The sequence below is a fragment of the Dermabacter sp. HFH0086 genome (assembly GCF_000413375.1).
Lineage (GTDB): Bacteria > Actinomycetota > Actinomycetes > Actinomycetales > Dermabacteraceae > Dermabacter > Dermabacter hominis.
The window spans coordinates 1,454,519-1,470,847 of record NZ_KE340308.1 but is presented as its reverse complement, the minus strand read 5'-3'; the positions used below and the strand labels follow the sequence as shown (position 1 = coordinate 1,470,847).

Here is a 16,329-nt window from a genome sequence, read left to right as displayed (position 1 = left end):
GTCGTTGACCATGCTCGTGCGGCCGGTTTCGCCGTCGGGACCATCGTTCCCCGAGGCCATGTTGACGTCGGCCTTATCGGCGCGGCGCTTCGCCTCCTTCGAACCAGGCTTCGACGCGGCAATCCCCGTGAAGCCCGCGGTGTTCGAGCCGCGGGTCGTCTCCTCGGCGACCTTTGCATCCTGCTCCGTGCTGGTCTCGGCCTTGCCGGTGTCATTCGCAGGGACAGTCACGCGTTGCATGCCGGTCTCGAGAGTGATCCCGGCTTCGCGCTGATACTTCTCCACGAGATCCACGAGCTCAGGACCGCGGGGCCTGCGACCCGGAATCATCGCGACCGAAGAGTACTTCGAGTCTTGGATGCCGGTGTTCGGGTCCATCGTGATGCCCAGCAGATCGTTCGCACCGTCACCGGTAATGATCGCGTCCTCGCCAACACCCCAGTGGTATGGGAGGCCGATCTGATGAACGGTGTGACCGTTGACGTTCAGCGGCTTGAAACGCTTCGTCACAAGTACGCGCGCCTCGATCGCCGCTCGCGGCGAGATGAGGGTGGCCCATTCGCCGTTCTTCACGCCAACTTCCTCGGCGAGTTCGGGAGAAATCTCCGCGAACATCTCCGGCTGAAGTTCCGCGAGATACGGGAGCCAGCGACTCATGCCACCCGCCGTGTGGTGCTCGGTGAGGCGGTAGGTCGTGAACACGTACGGGTACACCTCTTGGAGAGGCTCGCCGTAGCCGGGTGCGGTGAGGTTCTCCTCGCGCGGCATGACGACGCGGGTCGGCTGGTTTTGCTGCGGGTACATGATGTTCGGCAGCTTCGATTCCACAGGCTCGTAGTGAGTGGGAATCGGGCCGTCGAGCATGCCCTTCGGCGCGAACAGCCAGCCCTTACCGTCGGGCTGCATGATGAACGCATCGTCACCCGCGAGCGCCGCGGGACCACCCACGGTCGCATCGGGACGTGCCTTCGGGTTGAGGCCCACGGGGAAGTCTGGAACGTCGTGACCGACCCACTTCTCCTGCTCCTCATCCCACCAGATCCAGGCCTTCTCCGGACTCCACGGCTTACCGTCGGGGTCTGCAGAGGCGCGGTTGTACAGGATCTTGCGGTTGGCCGGCCAGACCCAGCCCCATTCCCTCTCGGTGTAGGGGCGGCCATCGGCAGGCTCGCGCACCGCGGCGTGGTTGATGCCGTCGGCGTACACGCCCGCGTAGATCCAGCAGCCACCGGCCGTCGAGCCATCGGCCTTCATATCGACGAACTTCGACAGCGGTTTGCCCTTGTTTTCGCCCTCGGTGTAGTACCCGTTGATCTCGCGGATCACGGCTTCGGCATCAACCTCGCCGTGCTCATCGAGCGGGTAGTCCCAGGTCATGTCAAGGACGGGCCTGTCTCGAGGATCGTCTGAATCCTTGAGCGCTTCGCGGATGCGATTGCCGAGATCGAAGAAGAACTGCAGCTCGCTTTCGGCGTCGCCCGGCGGCGTGACTGCCTGGTGGCGCCACTGCACCATGCGCTGAGTCTGCGTGAACGAACCGGCCTTTTCTGTGTGGTTCGCAGCGGGCATGAAGAAGACTTCGGTGTCGATGTCTTCGGTCTTCAGTTCGCCAGTCTCGATTTCGGGGCCGTTCTTCCAGAACGTCGCCGTCTCGATCATGTTGAAGTCACGCACAACCAGCCACTTGAGGTGGCTGAGCGCCTTGCGGTGCAAGCGACCATTCGAGCTTCCGACCGCCGGGTTCTGGCCGATCACGAAGTAGCCATCCACCTTGTCCTGAAGCATGAGCTGCAGGGTCTGGTAGGTGCCATGCGCACCCGTGAGCCGCGGCAGGTAATCGAAGTGGAAGTTGTTCTCTTTGGTTGCGCTTTCTCCCCACCAAGCCTTGAGAAGGCTCGCGGTGAACTCTTCCGACTTTGCCCAGAAGCCCTTCTGCTTCTTGGTGCCCACCGAGTCGAGGTAGGTCTCCCAGGTATCCGTCACGCCTGCCTTCGGCATCGGGAGGTAGCCGGGAAGGATGTGGAAGAGCGTCGGGATGTCGGTCGAGCCCTGAATCGTGGCGTGCCCACGCAACGCGAGGATGCCCGAACCGGGGCGCCCCACGTTGCCCATGAGCAGCTGGAGAATCGAGGCTGTACGAATGAACTGCGCACCACCCGTGTGCTGGGTCCAACCCACGGCATAGCAGAATGCGGTCGTCTTATCGCGGCCCGAGTTCTTCGTGATCGAGTCGGCGATGTAGGCGAAGTCTTCCGGGCTGACGCCACAGACCTTCTCCACAACCTCCGGCGTGTAGCGCCGGAAGTGGCGCTTGAGGATCTGGAACACCGTTCGCGGGTGCTGCAGGGTCTCATCGCGGACGGGGAGGTTCTTCTCCTCGTCCATCTCGTACTGCCAGCTCGAGGTGTCGTACGTTCCCGTCTCCGGATCGAAGCCCGAGAAGAAGCCGTCGAGGTCCTCAGGATCTTGGTAATCCTCGCTAATGAGGGTCGAGGCATTCGTGTAGTGCTTCACGTACTCCTCGAAGAACAGGTTGTTCTCGAGAACGTGGTTGATGAGAGCGCCGAGAAGCACGATGTCGCCGCCTGCGCGGGTCGAAATGTACTTATCGGCAAGCGCCGAGGTGCGCGAGAAGCGCGGGTCGACGTGGATCACACGTGCGCCGCGAAGCTTCGCTTCAATAACCCACTGGAAAGCGACCGGGTGACACTCGGCCATGTTGGAGCCTTGGATGATGATGCAGTCCGCATTCGCGAGGTCCTGCACCGGCTGCGTGGCTCCGCCGCGCCCAAACGAGGATCCCAAACTGGGAACCGTGGCGCTGTGTCATATGCGGGCTTGGTTCTCGATCTGAATAGCACCCGTGGCGGTAAACAGCTTCTTGATGAGGTAGTTTTCCTCGTTATCGATGGTCGCGCCACCGAGCGAAGCGATACCGAGCGTGCGGCGCACGGGGCGGCCGTCTTCGTCGGTATCTTGCCAGTGCTTCTTGCGCGCCTCGAGGTAGCGCTCGGTAATCATCGACATAGCGGTCTCGCGATCAAGCTTGACCCACTCTTTCGACTTTGGAGCGCGGTAGAGGATGTCGGTCACGCGCCCGGGAGCGTTGACGAGCTGCTCGCTCGCGGAACCCTTCGGGCACAGGCGGCCACGCGAGATTGGCGAGTTGGGGTCGCCCTCGATCTGGATGACCTTGTTGTCTTTGACGTACACGCGCTGGCCGCAGCCAACGGCGCAGTAGGGGCACACGCTCTCAACGACCTTGTCGGCGGTTGTCGTACGCGCCTCGAGGTTCTGATAGGTGGGCGACTGGGAGGTGGGGCCGAGCCCCAGCACATCGCGAGACTTGGCCTGCCTCAGCACAGGCCAATTAAGAGGATTTAGTGATGCCATACGACAACCCTACCAGCGCCACGCGCAAAAGAAACCCTGGTCAGAAACGATCTTTAAGAAACTAAACCATTGCAAAAACTACTTCGGCGTCGGACTCCCTATCCCTCCGGGCGGCCGGGCACTACCCGCTCGCCCAGCCCTCGCGTCCGTGCATTCACCCCACCCGCTCCCACCCTGCGATGCAAAGATGGAGGGGACCCGCACGCGATGCGGCCCCCAACCCTAGGAGAATTCGAGAATGACCTCTGAAAATCTCACCCGCGCCGAGGCGCAGGAACGCTCCTCGTTCCTCAGCACCTCCCATTACGACGTGAAGCTTGACCTCACCAAGGGTCCCAAGACATTCCTCACGGAATCCACCATCTACGTCAACGCCACCGAGGCTCGCGAAACCTTCGTCGACCTCATCGCTCCCGAAGTCCTCGAGATCACCCTCAACGGCGAGACCCTCGACAACCCCGGCGAACGTTTCGACGGCGCGCGCGTCCAGCTTCCCGCGCTCAAGGTCGGCGAGAACGTCATTACCATCCGCGCCAACGGCGCCTACATGAACACGGGCGAAGGCTTGCACCGCATGGTCGACCCGGTCGACAACGAGGTGTATCTCTACACCCAGTTCGAGGTGTCCGATGCCCGCCGCATGTACGCCAACTTCGAACAGCCCGACCTCAAGGCCACCTTCGCCTTCACGATCACCGCTCCCGCCCACTGGCGCGTCATTTCGATCGCCCCGAGCCCCGAGCCCGTCCCGGCCGGTGAGGATTCCGACGGTCAGCCGATCGCCACGTGGACTTTCGAAAAAACACCGAAGATCTCGACCTACCTGACGGCTCTCATCGCAGGCAAGTACGAGGGCTACGACGGCACGATCACCTCCCGCAACGGCCGCGAGATCCCCGCGGGTGTCTACGCGCGCGCGTCTCTCGCCCCGTACCTCGATGGCGAGTACATCGTTTCGATCGCCCAGCAGGGCTTTGAGTTCTACGAGAATCTCTTCGATTACGACTACCCGTTCCCGACCTACGACCAGATCTTCGTGCCCGAATACAACATGGGCGCGATGGAGCACCCGGGCGCCGTGACGTTCGTGGAGCGCTACGTGTTCCGCAGCGCCGTCTCGGACGCAATCCGCGAACGCCGCGACCTCACGATCCTCCACGAGCTCGCTCACATGTGGTTCGGCGACCTTGTCACGATGAAGTGGTGGGACGACCTGTGGCTCAACGAGTCCTTCGCTGAGTTCGCCTCGACCCTCTCTTCTGCGCGCGCTACTCGCTGGACGAACGCATGGACGACCTTCGCTGGTTCGGAAAAGGCCTGGGCCTACAGCCAGGACCAGCTGCCGTCCACGCACCCGATCGTGGCCGACATGGTGGACTTCGACGCGGTAGAGACGAACTTCGACGGCATCACTTACGCGAAGGGCGCCTCGGTTCTGCGCCAGCTCGTCGCATACGTCGGTGAGGAGTCGTTCTTTAAGGGTCTTCGCGCGTACTTCAAGAAGTACGAGTGGCAGAACACGACCCTCAATGATCTGCTCGACGAGCTCGAGGCCACGAGCGGCCGCGACCTTCGCTCGTGGAGCAAGCTGTGGCTCGAGACGACCGGCGTGAACACGCTCCGCCCCGAGATTGATCGCAATAACGACGGCACCGTCGCGTCGTTCGCAGTTCTGCAGTCCGCCGCGAGCGAGCACCCCACGATCCGCCCGCACCGACTCAAGATCGGCGGCTACAGCCTCGAGGGCGGCGTCGTGACCCGCACCGTGAGCGTCGAGACCGACATCGACGGTGAGCGCACCGAGATCGCGGATATCGCGGGCAAGAAGGCCGACCTGTGGCTCATCAACGACGAGGACCTCACCTACGCGAAGGTCCGCCTCGACGACGATTCGCTCGCGTTCGCCCTCGAGCACCTGCGCGATATCGACGACGAGCTCGCTCGCACCCTCGTGTGGAGCGCCACGTGGGACATGACGCGAGACGCCGAACTTCCGAGCCGCCGCTACCTCGATCTTCTCCTGAAGAACATCGACCGCGAAAAGGACTCCTCGGTTCTGCGCACGCTCCTCGGGCGTCTGGACCTCGTGGGCACGCGCTACGCGGCCCCGGCTGATCGCGCTGAGCGCGAGAAGAAGGTTGCGTCGGCTCTGTGGGAGCTCACGCAGGGGGCCGACGGTGGCAGCGATCAGCAGCTCCAATTCCTCGAGTCGTATCTGCAGTTTGCCGGCAAGGACGACCTCGACACGGTCAAGGGTCTGTTCGAAGGATCTCTCACCCTCGCGGACCGCGAAATCGATACCGACCTCAAGTGGCAGATCACCATCGCTCTCGCCGCTCTCGGCGCTATCGACGAGGCCGGAATCGACGAGGTACTCGCGAGCGACGACACGCAAAACGGCCGTAAGAGCGCCCTCACGGCGAAGGCCGCGATCCCCACTGCCGAGGCGAAGGCAGCAGCGTGGAAGAAGACCGTCGGCGAGGACACGCTTGCGAACGAGCACCTCACCTGCGCCATCGTGGGCTTCAACCGCGCGAGCGAGGAATTGCGCGCGCCGTACATCGATCCGTACTTCGAGATGATCGAGAAGGCATGGGCGTCACGCTCGAGCGAGATCGCGAACCGTCTTATCCAGGGCTACTTCCCGGGCCAGTACCCGAGCGAAGAGATCGTCGCGAAAGCGGACGAGTGGCTCGCTTCGCATGAAGACGCGATCTACGGCATGCGCCGCCCCGTCCTCGAGGGTCGCGACTCCGTCGCGCGTGCGGTGCGCGTCCAAAACGCCGACAAGTAGTCCGCTGAGGAGGCTGCGCTGAGGGCGCGGCCACCGTCGGAAACCGTGGGCGGCCTCACCATCGGTGGGGCCGCCTTTTCATGCCCGTCTCAAGGTTTCCCTCCTACGGTGGGGGCATGAACTTTTTGGCAGAAACCACGACCCAAGAGGCTTTCTCGCTCGTGGACCGGATAGGCCAGTGGCTGCTCTCCAATGGCGTCACGATCCTCGTGATCATTCTGGTCGCCCTACTCGTGCGCTTCGTGGTGGGCATACTGGTCAATCGCATTTTTCAGACGATGTACCAATCAGGTTCGCGTATTTCGCGCATGACCAACGTCGTCGTGAAGAAGCACCCCGATGCCGGCCTCGCCGCCGCCCACGAGGAGCGCCGCAAGCAGCGTGCGGACACCCTCTCGACGGCGTCGAAGAATGTCGCGAGCGTCGTCATTTGGTCGATCGCGTTCGTCATGATCCTCGCGCAAGTGGGCGTCAACATCGCGCCGATCATCGCCTCGCTTGGTGTTGCCGGCCTGGCCGCCGGTATCGGCGCGCAAACGCTCATTAAGGACGTTCTTGCGGGCGTGATCATGCTGTTCGAGGATCTGGTGGCCGTCGGCGATTACGTCGATCTTCAGTTCGCCGAGGGAACCGTCGAAAACGTGAATTTGCGCGTCACCCAGGTGCGCGGCCTCAACGGCGTCCTGTGGACGGTGCGCAACGGGGAGATTATTTCGCTCGGCAATTACTCGCGCGGCCTCGGAACAGCGTTCGTCATACTCGATATCGCGAGCAGCGCCGATGATGCTGCGGTGACGGAGGCGATCCACGCCGTGTTCGATACGCTCAAGGCCGATCAAAAGTGGTCGAAGCTCATTGTCGGCGCGCCCCAGGCCACCGGAATTCTTTCGGTCGACGGTGCTCGCTACCAGCGCCGGATCACTGCCGACACCATCCCCGGCAAGCAGTGGGATGTGGAGCGCGAGATCCGCAAGCGCCTTCGCGCCGAGTTCGATAAGCGGGGCATCGAGTTTGCGCTCCCGCGCTTCCAGGAGTCGGCGTAGAAAAACGCGCTACGCGCGCCGGAATGTCAGCGGCGCGCTTGTGAAGCTCTCGAGGGCCGTGCGTAGCCGTGTGGGCATGCGCACGGCCTTCGCGGTTTCGGCCTCGACAATCACGATCGTCGTGCGCGCGATCGCGTAGGGCCGCTCCAGTTCGTCGGCCGTGAGTATTTCGTAGTCGAGGTCGAGCGACGCTCCCCCAAGCTTCGAGATCCACGTGCGCACGATGACCCCGTCCCGGCGGTAACCGAGCTGGCGCGCGTACTCGATCGTGTGGGCGGCCACGAGCGTGTGGAAGGCACCGCCCGGCGACAGCTCTGTGAGCGCGGTTGGGTACGCGGGGGCGCCATTCGCGAGCTCGGTGTCCGACGGCCGCCAAAAGGCCCTCGTGCGGGCCTCCTCGAGCAGCCGCAGATACGCGGTGTTATTAACATGCCCGTACCCGTCAAGGTCACTCCACCTGACGGGTACGGGAATATCGAGGAAAGGCACGAGTGCGACGAGCCTTATTCTGCCCTGTGGTCAAACGTGCCGTGCACGCCGACGCTTTCAATCATGCTCGTCGTGGGCGCGGGCTCGCGGCGCCTAAACGCGAGCGCGAGGATGATGACGCCCGCGAGCGTGAGCGCAAGCGCTACCCACCACGAGGCGCCCGCGAGAACTAGAGCCGGGAGCGTTGCGATGGTCGCGATATCGACAAAGCCGATCGGGATATAGGCGATGCCGTAGTAGTCGAGCGTCTTGGACTTCATGTCGGGATCGACGATGCGCAGGAGCGCCATGCCCATACCGGCGGTGCCGGTGTTCCAGCCCCACGTGAAAATGCCTTGCTCAACCTTGTGATCGGCAAAGAGTTTCTTGGAGACGAACACGTAGTAGGCAAGCACGAACAAGGTGCCCGCGAGGATAAGAATGAGAAGCGGCTGCCAGTAGGAGGCCACGACCTTCGGATCGATCGAGGCTACGCCGAAGGCCACGAGCAGGTCGGTTGACATGCCGCTTCCACGCTCAAAAATTTTCCCTTCGAAGACGTTTTCCGCTTTGAATGCTTTGAGAACGAACAGCACGACGTACCCGAGGAGGAACGAGACGCTGAAGGTAGGAACCGACAGCCACTCGACCTGGCTATTCGCCCACGAGGTGAACATGTAGGCGAAGGCCGCAATCATGAAGAGCAGCCCCAGGTGGTAGGTGATCGGGTCCAGGCTCGTCGAGGATACGGGAGAAACACCAATCGATTCGCGGTTCTCTTCGGCGATGATGCCCGTGCGAAGATCCTTCGGAAGGGACTTGAAGTCCTTGAGGTAGGCCGTGTTGCCGCGCATCGATTCGACCTTGATGATCGCGATTCCGCCCACGACGGACAGGATGATGCCGATCGTGGCGGACGTCATCGCGAGGGAAAGTGCCTCGGGCCATGTGTTGCCAAAACCGTCGGCGATCGCGGCTGCCGTGCCGTGGCCGCCCATGAAGCCGGCTGCGAGGAGCAAGCCGAAGCCGTCGGGCAGGTCATTGAAGAACAAACTGAGAATGCCGAGGGCGAAAATCAGACCGAAGCCCCATTGGAGAACCGAGATGGCCTGGGAGACGGACCACATGGTGCGAACGGCACGAAACACGTTGCCGAGTCCCGCGATTTTCGAGGTGAACGGAAGCGCCGCGAATACGACCGCGATCAGGATCGAGGAGTAGATGGGGACGGAACTACTGAACGGGATGATGTTCAAGACGTTGGGGCCGAGAATAAGGCCGAGAAGCCCGGCGATCAGGCCGGCGGGCAAGAAGAGAGACTGAATCGGCTTGACCCAGGCGCGCAAAAGCACACCGATGAGGATCAGAAGGCCCATCCAGCCGAGGTCGGTAAAGACGTCCCACGCGCTCATCGTTCACATCCTTTGACTCATCTCGCGAATATTTGCAAACGAGTCACGGTACCACGGGAAAGGGCTGGTGAGTCACGTTCACGTGAGAGGTGGCACCGGTTGGGACTTAATCCGCGAGTTCACCCATGGGACCCCAGCCTTCACCTTCGATGTCCTTCGAGATGATCTCGGGAGTTTCAGAGATGAGCGGGCGCATGGCATCCAGGCCGGCCTGGAAGTGCGGGGCGTTGACGTGCTTCTCTCCGGCCTCGGCGTCACGGTACATCTCGACAAGGAGGAATTCGTTTTCGCGCTCCGTGCTGCGGTACCACTCGAAGAAGAGGCAACCTTCCTCCGCGCGGCACGCGTTCGTGTAATCCGCAAGTTTTTCGAGGAAGGTGGCGGTCTCTTCGGGCTTGACCTGGTATTTCACGTTAATGAAAATCATGGCGCCAACCTAGCTTTTGACCCTGCATAGATCCTTGCCGCGCGCCTAGCAGGTGCGAGTGCCGTCATTGAGGCCGGTGATGATGTTCTCGACGACGTCCTTCGCGGGCTGTTCTATGCTCGCGATGATGCCAGCTTCGTCGTCGTCAAGCTGTTCGAGAGTCGCGAACTGGGAATCAAGAAGCGAAGCGGGCATGTACTCGTGGTGACGGTGCGCGATGCGCCCAGCGATGAGTTCTCGACTTCCCGCAAGGTGCACGAATTGGAGATCCGGTGCGAAGGAGCGCAGCTGATCGCGGTAGCGGCGTTTAAGCGCGGAGCACACGATCGCGCACGTGACGCCTTTCGCGCGCTCACGCGCGATGGTCTCGCCGATCGCGTCCAGCCATGGAGCGCGGTCCTGGTCGGTGAGCGGAGTTCCCGAAGCCATTTTGGCTTTATTGGCCGCTGGGTGAAGATCGTCGCCGTCGATGAACGTCAGCCCTAGACGGTCAGCGAGGGCCTTTCCGACGGTGGATTTTCCCGTGCCCTGCACGCCCATGATGATGAGCGGGGTCTGGCTCACGACAAGTCTCCTTTTGGTGTGCGGCGCTAGTTTTCCCCACCACTGTAGAGGATTCACCAGTGCGTTCCCCCTAGGATTGAAGGAGCGAAAGGAGACCTCATGCCACGCTCGAACGACCAGCGCCTGACCCTCGCCATCGCCGTCGACCTCCCCGAAGACGAATGCGCGTTGATCCGCGAGCGCGAACCTCGCGTGAGGCTCGTTCGCACCGGAGCTCTTGCGCGTCCGCGCCGGTACGACTCCGACTGGGTGGGCGATCCGGCTTTCACGCGCTCTGATGCAGACGAGCGGGCGTATCAGGAGATCCTCGAAAGCGCCGATGCCGTCGTGGGCCTTCCTGACGATAGCCCCGCGAAGCTCGCAGAGCTCGTGCGAAGCAACCCTCGGCTCCGCTGGGTTCACACGATGGCTGCGGGCGGCGGAGCACAGGTGAAAGCTGCGCATCTCAGCTCTGAAGCGCTTGAACGCGTCACGTTTACAACCTCGGCGGGCGTGCACGGCAGCACCCTTGCGGAGTTCGCAATCTTTGGACTACTCGCTGGGGCGAAGAACCTTCGTGGCCTCGAAGATGATCAACGTGCGCACGTGTGGCCAACCATTCGCGTACACCCTCGCCACCTCGATGAAATGACGGTTCTCGTGCTCGGTCTTGGCGGTATCGGCAAGGCTGTCGCCTCCCGGCTCAAGGCTTTCGGCACCGAGGTCTGGGGAACCTCGCGCTCGGGCCGCGCTGTCGAGAACGTGGACCGCATCGTGCCGCTCGCTGACCTTCACGACGCGCTGTCGAGGGTCGACGCCGTCGTGGTGACGCTTCCCGGCACGGACGAGACTCGCCACATGCTCGATCGGCAGGCGTTTTCTTCGATGAAGAAGGGCATGATCCTCACAAATGTCGGCAGGGGAAGCGTGATTGACGAGGCTGCGCTTCTCGATGCCCTCGACGACGGCACCGTCGATTTCGCTGCACTCGACGTGGTGGAGCGCGAGCCCCTCCCTCACGAGCACCCACTTTGGGATCACGAAAAGGTTCTCCTCAGCCCACACTCGGCAGCCCTGAGCGCGCAGGAGGGGATGCGCATCGCGGCGATCGTGGCACGCAACGCGACGGCGCTCCTCGACGGCACACCCCTCACAAATGTTGTCGATACCCTCAACTTTTATTAGGAAGGCGTTCATGCGCCCTTCGTTAAGATGGGCGCATGTCGATTCCTGAGCCAGCAGCCGTGACCCGCAGCCTCCTCGATCTTTTCGAGCTTCGGAAAATCGATGGGCCCGAGCAAACATTTGAGGGGACTTCGCTCCCCCAGCCGGGCGGGCACGTGTTTGGCGGGCAGATGATGGCGCAGGCCCTGATCGCAATGGCGCGCACCGTGCCGGAGGGGCGCCGTGTGCACTCGACCTACGCATCGTTCCTCGAGCCCGCTCGCGCGAGTGAGCCGCTGACCTTCACCGTACGCACGCTCCGAGATGGCGGGTCGTTCTCCACTCGCGCACTCGAGGTCACGCAGCGCGGAAACCTCGTCCTCACGATGAATGGCTCGTTCCAGGAACGCCAAGAAGGAGTGCACCACGTGGACGAGGTGGCGTCGGACCACTCCCCCGACATCCTCCCGAGCACACGCGACGAACTGGGCCGGGTAGACCACCCGCTCGCGCAGTTCATGGCGTACCAGCGCCCCGTGGACATTCGAAACGCGACCGGCTCTTTGTACTTCAATCCGGACCCTGAAAAGCGCGCCGAGCAGGCCGTGTGGATGCGTGCTCTCACCCCGATCGACACCCGCGACCCGCTCACCCATGAAGCGTTCCTGACGTATGCGAGCGACTACACTCCCTTCGAGCCGACCATCCGCCGCCAGGGCCTCACGTGGCTCACGCCCGGCCTGCGCGTCGCCACTCTCAACCATTCGATGTGGTTCCACTCGGATGTCAACGTCGACGACTGGCTGCTGTATGTGCAGCGCTCCCCTGCCGCGACCGGCGGCCGCTCGCTCAGCGTTGGCCAGATTTACACGCGCGAAGGCTCGCTCGTCGCGACCGTGAACCAAGAGGGCATGTTCCGTATCCGCACGGAGGTGAAGGACAGTGACCACCCCGCCGTTTGATCCGAGCGCCCGCGTCGAGAAGGTCGCAACCGGCGCGGCCTGGGCCGAGGGCCCTCTGTGGTACCCCCTCGAGAAGGTGGTGCGCTTTAGCGACATCCCGAACAACCGCATCATCCAGCTCGACCCCGCAACCGGCGAAACGCTCGTGTGGAAAAGCGGCGTCAACTACGCCAATGGCCGCGCTCACCATCCCGACCTGGGAGTCGTCGAATGCAACCACGGGACCCGCTCGCTCGATAAGGCGCCGCTCGTGCCGTTCATGGATGCGGAAATGCTCATCGACTTCTTCGAAGGCGGGCGCCTCAACTCCCCTAACGACGTTGCCGTGCACCCGATCGAGCACACGATCTGGTTCACCGACCCTCCCTACGGGATCCTCAGCGAGGGCCAGGGGCAGCCGGGCGAGATGGAGTACGGGCGCTCGTACGTGTTCAAGCTTGATCACCACGGCGACCTCGAGGCCGTTGTGACCGAACTGAGCCGCCCGAATGGCATCGCTTTTAGCCGCGACGGTAAACGCCTGTACGTCACGAACACCGCCGATAACCCCGATAAACCCGAGGAGAACGCCCCCGAATCCGTCACGGATAGCGCGGGCCGTCACCATATTTGGGCCTTCGACCTCGGCGCTGACAACGCGGTCGTCAAGGGCAGCGGGCGTCCGTTTGCCTGCCCCGCGGCCGGGGTTCCCGATGGCATCACCGTCGACGAAGAGGACCGGGTGTGGTCCTCCGGCGGGGACGGGGTGAGCGTGTTCGATTCCGACGGCTCTCTGATCGCCCACGCGCCCGTTCCCGAGGTTGTGTCTAATCTCTGCTTCGGCGGGGAGGACGGCCAGGACCTCTTCATCACGGCCACCACGAGCCTTTACCGGCTCCGCACGAACACCCGCGAGCCGTGGAGTTTCGCCTGATCGAGACTGTCGACAGGTACAGAAAAGGGGAAGCAGCACGCTTTTGCACTGCTTCCCCTTCATGACATCGGTACACGACGCCATCACGCCATTGCGGCGTTGCCCTCTTCCTGGGCTTTCTTGACGCCTTCCTCGGCGGAGAGATTGCCCGCGAAGATCTCCTGGAAGACGGGCATTACGGCATTAAGGCCGGCGAGGGACTTTGCGCCGGTATCCGCGGGGCCGGGATTCTTCGCCGCTTCGATGAACTGCTCGACGTCGACGCCCTGCTCTTTCCAGAAGTCCACGAAGGACTGCTGCGCATCCACGTGGCCGGGGAACGAAATTCCCTGCTCACCCAGGGGCAGCTGCCCCTCCTTCGAGCCGAGCCATTCGAGAAGCTTCACAACCGACTCCTGGTCCTCGCGCTTCGCGTTACCCGCGGCAACCACGCCGTGCACGAGCGACTTCGCCCCCTTCGGGCCTGCCACCATGGGGGCGATAGCCCACTCGAAGGCGCCGTCGACCGAGTCGTGGATCGTCTTGAGGCTAAACGGGCCGCTCTGGAAGAGGCCGAGCTTACCCTGAATAAACAGGTCACGCGCGAAATCGCCGTTCGTATTGGTGTCAGCGGCCGAAGGCGCAACCTTGAGTTCGTTGACGAGCGCAGCGAGGTAGGAGAACACCTGGACGCCCTGCTCTGAATCGAATGCGTACATATCGTTGGCATCCTGCCACTCGGCACCGTTCGAGCTCAGGAAGGGGCCAATGATGGATTGGCGATCGCACGCCGCATTGAAACCGAACACGCCATCCTTCGTGAGCGCGGTGGCGGCATCGCGAAGGGCATCCGAGCCGGCGGTGGGATCGAAGGCGAGTGTCGTGGGGTCCACGCCAGCGGCGTCGGTGAGGTTCTTGTTATAGAAGAGAGCGATCGAGTCCCAGACCTGCGGAACACCCCACAGCGAGCCGTCGCGGGTGTACAGGTCAACGACAGCCTTCTCCCAGTCCTTCACGGACCCGCCGAGCTTCTCCGAAATATCGACGAGCGCTCCGGCCTGCTGGAATTGGGTGAAGCTCGCGGAATTCAGCCAGAACACATCGGGGGCGCTGTCCGAAGCGCCGTCAGAGAGATCGAGAGGCAACTTCGTCCAGTAGTCGTCCCACGGAACAACCTCGACCTCGACCTTGATCCCTGATTCCTCGGTGAACTTCTTGAGCGACTCCTCGTATGCCGCCTTCGCCGTGCTATCCCAAATGCGGAACTTAAGCGCCCCGGCGTCGGCACCCGAGCCCTTCTTCGCGGACGAGCCCGAATCTGACGGCGAGCACGCGGCGAGTGCCGCGGCCGCGGAGGCTACGAGTCCACCGGAGAGAACTGTGCGACGTGAAACCATGTGATGGCCTTTCTTCAACGGTCGTGCGGGCACCCTCGTGCCCTGCACATTGTTAACGCACGAGCATACCGGATATTTATGGATGCCATAAGCGATGTTTATCGCAGTTCGGTTCCACCGATCGACTGCGCTACCTGCTTCTGGAACACGAGATACAGGAGGATGAGCGGAATCATCGCGAGCGTCGTTGCCGCCATGACCATCGTCCAATTGTTGTTGTATTGAGTACTGAGTGCCGAGGTCGCAACCGTAAGGGTCTGCCACGTGTCCCCCGTCGTGATGATGAGCGGCCACATGAAGGAGTTCCAGTGGGTCACCACGGTGATCACGATGAGCGTCACGATGATCGGACGGTTGAGGGGCACCACGAGGCTGCGAATCATCCGCAGATGCCCCGCGCCGTCAACGCGCATCGCATCCAGCAGCTCTTGAGGCACGCTCCGGAAATTTTCACGGAGCAAAAACACGGCGTAGGGGCTACCAAACACGAACGGCAACACGAGCGCCCAGAAGGTATTGCGCAGCCCCATCTGCTGGAAGGCGAGGAAAAGAGGCACGACAACCACGACCTGCGGAACAAGCAAGGTCGCAATAAACGCCCAAAACAGCACGTCACGACCGGGGAATTGCAGATACGCAAACGCGTAGGCCGCGAGAATGGAAAAAACGATCTGCCCCACAAGGATCACCGCGACCATTTGCGTCGTCACGGCAAACGGGGTCACAAAGCTATGGGACCCCGTGAAAAGCGCCGAAAAGTTCTCGATCGTCGCGGGGTCCGGAAGATGAATGGGGCCCTGGCGCAGGAAGTCACCGGGGGCACGCAGCGCCGTCATGATCGACAGCGAAAACGGCGCGAGTGTAAGCACGGCAGCAACGATGAGGATCGTGTACGCCACGACCGCTGAAAGCACCGACTTTTTCTTCATAGACACCGCCCTCAGGACATGTCGTAGGTGATGCGGCTCGAAAAGAACCGCTGCTGAATAAACGAGAGAGCCGCGAGGATGACGAAGAGGATCACGGCAACGGCCCCAGCCCGCCCAAGCCGACCCGCACCAAACGCCTCGTTGTAGATGAGCGAGGCAATGACCTGGGTGCTATCGCCGGGCCCTCCCCCGGTCAGCGAATACACGGTGTCGAACACCTGGAAGCTCGCAACCATCTGCGTGAGCGCCACGAAGAACGTCGTGGGATTCAAAAGGGGCAGCGTAATCGCGAAAAACCTCCGGATGCTGCCCGCACCGTCGAGCTCAGCGGCTTCGTAAATCGACGGCGGGATCTTCTGGAGCCCGGCCTGGTAGAACAGCGCGTTATATCCGACGGCCTGCCACACCGCAACGAACGCCACGGCAGGAAGGGCGAGCGTGTGCGAACTCAACCATTCGATTCGAGTTCCAAGCAGCGCGTTCAGGGCGCCGTAGGTGGGCTGGTAGATCCATTTCCACACGACGCCGATCGCAACCGGCGCGCACACCCACGGGATCACGACGATCACCCGGAACAGAGTCGACCCGGGGAACATCTTATTGAGCTGGATCGCGAGGAGTAGCCCGAGCGCAATCCCGAGAGGCACGCTCATGAGGGTGAAAAGGAGCGTGACAAACAAGGAGTTCCACAGGGCGTCACCCGTGAACAGGATCTCGTAGTTCTTGAGACCGATGAAGTCGTGCGAGCCAACGATCTCCCAGTTCGTCAGTGAAAGCCCGAAGGCCACAACAACCGGCAAGAGAATAAAGGCAAACACACCTATCGCCGCGGGCAACACGAAGAGCCACGAAAGAATCGGGTGGCGAAGCCGCATCATCCGATCGACTCCTTCCACCCGATACTC

At 62.3% G+C, this 16,329-nt stretch carries 12 protein-coding genes and 1 pseudogene; 5 read left to right on the top strand and 8 right to left on the bottom strand.

Annotated features, from left to right (window positions below):
• Nucleotides 1–210 precede the first annotated feature (210 nt).
• Nucleotides 211–3,393, bottom strand: a pseudogene (gene fdnG, locus HMPREF1484_RS06460) (formate dehydrogenase-N subunit alpha); the annotation flags it as partial.
• A 238-nt stretch (nucleotides 3,394–3,631) separates the two neighbouring features.
• On the opposite strand from fdnG, the gene pepN reads away from it, so the two are divergent.
• Both pepN and HMPREF1484_RS06445 read left to right on the top strand, forming a co-directional pair.
• Entirely contained in the window at nucleotides 3,632–6,187 is a 2,556-nt protein-coding gene (gene pepN / locus HMPREF1484_RS06450; protein ID WP_016664228.1) for an aminopeptidase N, read from the top strand.
• A gap of 116 nt (nucleotides 6,188–6,303) precedes the next feature.
• Nucleotides 6,304–7,230 (top strand): mechanosensitive ion channel family protein, encoded by a 927-nt coding sequence (locus tag HMPREF1484_RS06445; protein ID WP_016664227.1) that lies wholly within the window; start codon nucleotides 6,304–6,306, stop codon nucleotides 7,228–7,230.
• Nucleotides 7,231–7,239: 9 nt separating this feature from the next.
• Here the strand turns inward: HMPREF1484_RS06445 and HMPREF1484_RS06440 are convergent, their stop codons facing one another.
• The 4 genes from HMPREF1484_RS06440 to HMPREF1484_RS06425 form a co-directional block, all read right to left on the bottom strand.
• Nucleotides 7,240–7,719 carry a thioesterase family protein gene (locus HMPREF1484_RS06440; protein ID WP_016664226.1) on the bottom strand — a complete coding sequence of 160 codons (480 nt, stop codon included), beginning with the start codon at nucleotides 7,717–7,719 and terminating at the stop codon, nucleotides 7,240–7,242.
• 14 nt (nucleotides 7,720–7,733) lie between these two features.
• Nucleotides 7,734–9,110 carry a sodium/glutamate symporter gene (locus HMPREF1484_RS06435; protein ID WP_016664225.1) on the bottom strand — a complete coding sequence of 459 codons (1,377 nt, stop codon included), beginning with the start codon at nucleotides 9,108–9,110 and terminating at the stop codon, nucleotides 7,734–7,736.
• Between the two features lie 106 nt (nucleotides 9,111–9,216).
• Nucleotides 9,217–9,537, bottom strand: a complete 321-nt coding sequence (locus tag HMPREF1484_RS06430; RefSeq protein ID WP_016664224.1) for a putative quinol monooxygenase — start codon at nucleotides 9,535–9,537, stop codon at nucleotides 9,217–9,219.
• Nucleotides 9,538–9,582: 45 nt separating this feature from the next.
• A complete protein-coding gene (locus tag HMPREF1484_RS06425; protein WP_016664223.1) occupies nucleotides 9,583–10,101 on the bottom strand; it encodes a gluconokinase in 519 nt (172 codons plus the stop codon).
• 99 nt (nucleotides 10,102–10,200) lie between these two features.
• Between HMPREF1484_RS06425 and HMPREF1484_RS06420 the strand changes: the two genes are divergently transcribed.
• From HMPREF1484_RS06420 to HMPREF1484_RS06410, 3 genes are read left to right on the top strand one after another with little or no spacing between them, the layout of a single operon-like run.
• The gene (locus HMPREF1484_RS06420) at nucleotides 10,201–11,265 is read left to right on the top strand and encodes a D-2-hydroxyacid dehydrogenase (protein WP_016664222.1); all 1,065 of its coding nucleotides are present in this window, start codon (nucleotides 10,201–10,203) and stop codon (nucleotides 11,263–11,265) included.
• Nucleotides 11,266–11,300: 35 nt separating this feature from the next.
• Nucleotides 11,301–12,206: an acyl-CoA thioesterase II gene (locus tag HMPREF1484_RS06415; protein WP_016664221.1), complete on the top strand. Its 906-nt coding sequence runs from the start codon at nucleotides 11,301–11,303 to the stop codon at nucleotides 12,204–12,206.
• Nucleotides 12,187–13,119, top strand: a complete 933-nt coding sequence (locus tag HMPREF1484_RS06410; protein ID WP_016664220.1) for an SMP-30/gluconolactonase/LRE family protein — start codon at nucleotides 12,187–12,189, stop codon at nucleotides 13,117–13,119. The genes HMPREF1484_RS06415 and HMPREF1484_RS06410 overlap by 20 nt, the downstream gene beginning before the upstream one ends.
• An 83-nt stretch (nucleotides 13,120–13,202) precedes the next feature.
• On the opposite strand, the gene HMPREF1484_RS06405 is transcribed toward HMPREF1484_RS06410, so the two are convergent.
• The 3 genes from HMPREF1484_RS06405 to HMPREF1484_RS06395 all read right to left on the bottom strand — a co-directional run bounded on the left by HMPREF1484_RS06405 (nucleotide 13,203) and on the right by HMPREF1484_RS06395 (nucleotide 16,302).
• Entirely contained in the window at nucleotides 13,203–14,495 is a 1,293-nt protein-coding gene (locus HMPREF1484_RS06405; protein ID WP_016664219.1) for a sugar ABC transporter substrate-binding protein, read from the bottom strand.
• A 98-nt stretch (nucleotides 14,496–14,593) separates the two neighbouring features.
• Nucleotides 14,594–15,424, bottom strand: a complete 831-nt coding sequence (locus tag HMPREF1484_RS06400) for a carbohydrate ABC transporter permease (RefSeq protein ID WP_016664218.1) — start codon at nucleotides 15,422–15,424, stop codon at nucleotides 14,594–14,596.
• 11 nt (nucleotides 15,425–15,435) lie between these two features.
• The gene (locus HMPREF1484_RS06395; protein WP_016664217.1) at nucleotides 15,436–16,302 is read right to left on the bottom strand and encodes a carbohydrate ABC transporter permease; all 867 of its coding nucleotides are present in this window, start codon (nucleotides 16,300–16,302) and stop codon (nucleotides 15,436–15,438) included.
• Nucleotides 16,303–16,329: the final 27 nt, after the last annotated feature.

What these genes read in the sequence shown, in the direction of transcription:
- pepN (WP_016664228.1), top strand. Translation starts at nt 3,632, where the DNA reads ATGACCTCTGAAAATCTCACCCGCGCCGAGGCGCAGGAACGCTCCTCG.
- HMPREF1484_RS06445 (WP_016664227.1), top strand. Translation starts at nt 6,304, where the DNA reads ATGAACTTTTTGGCAGAAACCACGACCCAAGAGGCTTTCTCGCTCGTG.
- HMPREF1484_RS06435 (WP_016664225.1), bottom strand. Translation starts at nt 9,110, where the DNA reads ATGAGCGCGTGGGACGTCTTTACCGACCTCGGCTGGATGGGCCTTCTG.
- HMPREF1484_RS06430 (WP_016664224.1), bottom strand. Translation starts at nt 9,537, where the DNA reads ATGATTTTCATTAACGTGAAATACCAGGTCAAGCCCGAAGAGACCGCC.
- HMPREF1484_RS06420 (WP_016664222.1), top strand. Translation starts at nt 10,201, where the DNA reads ATGCCACGCTCGAACGACCAGCGCCTGACCCTCGCCATCGCCGTCGAC.
- HMPREF1484_RS06415 (WP_016664221.1), top strand. Translation starts at nt 11,301, where the DNA reads ATGTCGATTCCTGAGCCAGCAGCCGTGACCCGCAGCCTCCTCGATCTT.
- HMPREF1484_RS06405 (WP_016664219.1), bottom strand. Translation starts at nt 14,495, where the DNA reads ATGGTTTCACGTCGCACAGTTCTCTCCGGTGGACTCGTAGCCTCCGCG.
- HMPREF1484_RS06400 (WP_016664218.1), bottom strand. Translation starts at nt 15,424, where the DNA reads ATGAAGAAAAAGTCGGTGCTTTCAGCGGTCGTGGCGTACACGATCCTC.
- HMPREF1484_RS06395 (WP_016664217.1), bottom strand. Translation starts at nt 16,302, where the DNA reads ATGATGCGGCTTCGCCACCCGATTCTTTCGTGGCTCTTCGTGTTGCCC.